Origin of the sequence: Intrasporangium sp. (assembly GCF_030452765.1) — a bacterium.
GTDB lineage: Bacteria > Actinomycetota > Actinomycetes > Actinomycetales > Dermatophilaceae > Intrasporangium_A.
On record NZ_JAKDLO010000307.1, the window covers coordinates 1 to 2,684 of the forward strand.

The 2,684-nt window shown below is 67.5% G+C and carries 3 protein-coding genes; 1 reads left to right on the forward strand and 2 read right to left on the reverse strand.

Annotation, left to right across the window (positions count from 1 at the left end; all coding sequences use genetic code 11):
- Window positions 1-753: GntR family transcriptional regulator (locus tag L0H79_RS21830; protein WP_367652514.1), on the forward strand; the 753-nt coding region annotated here is incomplete at its 5' end.
- Window positions 754-947: 194 nt separating this feature from the next.
- Here L0H79_RS21830 and L0H79_RS21835 read toward each other — a convergent pair.
- Together L0H79_RS21835 and L0H79_RS21840 are read right to left on the reverse strand one after the other, a co-directional pair.
- Window positions 948-1,418, reverse strand: a complete 471-nt coding sequence (locus L0H79_RS21835; protein ID WP_301486863.1) for a Xaa-Pro peptidase family protein — start codon at window positions 1,416-1,418, stop codon at window positions 948-950.
- On the reverse strand, window positions 1,415-2,536 hold the full coding sequence (locus tag L0H79_RS21840) for an ISAs1 family transposase (RefSeq protein WP_367652515.1): 1,122 nt from the start codon (window positions 2,534-2,536) through the stop codon (window positions 1,415-1,417). The genes L0H79_RS21835 and L0H79_RS21840 overlap by 4 nt, the downstream gene beginning before the upstream one ends.
- Between the last annotated feature and the right edge of the window lie 148 nt (window positions 2,537-2,684).

A 2,684-nucleotide genomic window follows, 5' to 3' on the forward strand; every position in this document is an offset into this window, starting at 1 on the left:
GATGGAGCCAGCTCCGCGGAGAGGTCCGGCACCAGCATGAACGGAACCGAGGACGTCGATTCCAGCCCGGTCGAACGGCTGCGGCTACCCAACTTCCACGATCGGCTCAGTCTGCGTCAGCAGGTGGCTGACGCGTTGCGCGCCCAGCTGGTGACCGGACAGATGCGGCCGGGCATCTCCTACTCGGCGCCCAAGCTGGCCCAGCAGTTCGGGGTCTCGGCCACTCCGGTGCGGGAAGCGATGCTCGACCTGGTCAGCGAGGGCTTGGTCGAGGTGGTCCGCAACAAGGGGTTCCGACCGACGACGCTGAGCGGCGCCGAACTGGACGCGCTGGCCGAGATCCGGGCCATGGTCGAGATTCCCACCATGGCGTTGGTCGCCGGAGGCTGCGTCGGCGAGGTCGCCGCCGCGGTCGAGAACCTCCGCCCGCTCGCGCGACAGATCGTGGTGGCTGCCCAGAGTTTGGACTTGATCACCTATATCGAGGCCGACACCGAGTTCCACCTGCGGTTCCTGGCCCTGCACGGTAATCCGGTGCTGGTCAAGGTGGTCCGTGACCTGCGCGCCCGTTCTCGGCTGTACGGGCTGCAGGTTCTCGCCGAGGCCGGCAAACTCGGGCAGCTTGCGGTCGAGCACGAACAGATGGTCGACCTGGCCTTGAGCCGGCAGGTCGAACCGATGCGGGTGCTGATGACCCAACACATCGCTCACCTGCGGTCGGTGTGGGCCGGAGACGCGGGAGTATCAGAGTGATTCAGGCGTGCACGCAAACGAATCCGGGTCGGCGACGGCGACGATCCCGGCCGCACCTCTACGAAGCGCCCATCTGTGGTGACCAGGATTCCGTCCAATGATGCCGCGAGCGCGACATAGAGAGCGTCCTGGAGTGCGATCCGATCCACCAATGCCCACGCGGGCGAGAGAAGCGGGGGCAGGGCCGAAGGAGGTCAGGCCAGCAGACGCTCGTCGAACGGCGCGGTGGAGATGAGTTCGGGGCCGTGCTCGCCGATGACGACTTGTTCTTCCAGCTTGACTCCCACCGATCCGCCCACCGCGCCGATGTAGGACTCGATGCTCATCACCATCCCGACCTCGAGCTCCCCGTCATGATGGTGCTCGAAGTTGACGCACGGGTACTCATCGACCAGCCCGGTGCCGTGGGCGATGAACGGATATCGCTGAGCATGAAACTCCTCAGGCAGTCGCGGGGAGAGTTTGCGACCCAGCTCCGCGAACGAAGCACCGGCTTTGAACTCCGGCAGACAGGTCTGCAAGAACTCGTACGAGGTCTGGTAGAGCCGGCGCTGGGTGTCACTGGGCGGGCGGTCCCCGCACAGATAGGTGCGGGAGATGTCGGTCAAGTATCCGTTTTCACCGACCAGGTCGGTGTCCAGGGTCTCGGCAAAGTCGCGGGTCACCAGGTCAGGACCAGTTTGAGGGTGTGAGCGGGGTCGCGGGCGTGGTGTCGCTGGGCGGCGGCGATGTTGGTCCAGCCGGTGAGGCGGAGCAGGCTGATCGCGGTGTTGCGCAGGGTCGCCATCACCTGGGGTGCGTGGCCGGTTCGGACTTGGGATCGGTCCTCGTCGTAGGAGACGTCGCGGACCCAGTGGAGCCGGTTCTCGATGCACCAGTGGCCCTGGATCCAGGCGGCCAGGGTGGCCGGTGGGGCGGCGGTGTGGTCGGCGGAGGTGATCAGGTAGACGACCTCGGCGGTGGTCTTCGCGGCCGTGGTGGTGGTGCGGCGGACCTGGGCGACCTGGGCAGCGCCGGGGAAGCCGACCCAGGCTGGGGCGTCGACGACCTTGATGGTCCGGGTGGTCCGGCGGCCGTGGCCAGTCTGGGTGGCCCGATGCGCGGGCACCTGCTGCCAGGGCAGCTCCTTCAGCTGCCGGTACAGGGTGGGCTGGTTGGCCTTGACGGTGAACACGTAGTCCCCGCCACCGTCGGTGATCATCTTCGCGGTGTCGGTCTGGGTGTGCATCGCATCCACCGTGACCACCACGTCTGCCAAGTCGAGCACACCCAGGAGTCGTTGCACAGCAGGGATCTCGTTGCTCGTCGCCGCCACTGCGATCTGTCTGAGCACGGTGCCGGCCTGATGGTCGAGCGCGGCCACCAGATGCGGCGCGGCCTGGGCCGGGGTACGGGCACCGCGGACGGTCTTGCCGTCGATCGCGATCACCCGCCGTCTCCCGGCGCGGTGGCTGCGGGTCCACATCAGCACGCCCAGCACCTGGTCGATGAAGTCGGCGTCCAGCCGGGCGAAGGTCCGTCGGATCGTCGACTCACCCGGACCGACCCCGCTCACTCCGAGGCCGCTCAACGTCGGCGCGGGCTGGTGGGCGACCCATTCCCCGATCGCGACGAAGGAGCGGGCCCCGGCCAGGACCGCGGCCAGCCCACACGCCAAGATCACCGGGAGACGATGCCGGCGTCCTCGTCGTTCCCGCGGGTCGGGCACGCCTTCCAGCAGCCGCCACAGCTCACCACCGGGCAGTTGACTCGCGGGCACAGCGTGCATGGGTGAAGATGGCATCGGCGGGTGTGGTCCTCAGGCTTGGTCGTGACGTGTGAGAACTCCCAATCAAAGCCCCACAGGCCACACCCGTCACACTCGCCACACCGTGCGCACCACCACGAATCCGCTAGTCACAGCCTCCTTGACCGACTTTGCCGAGGCCCTG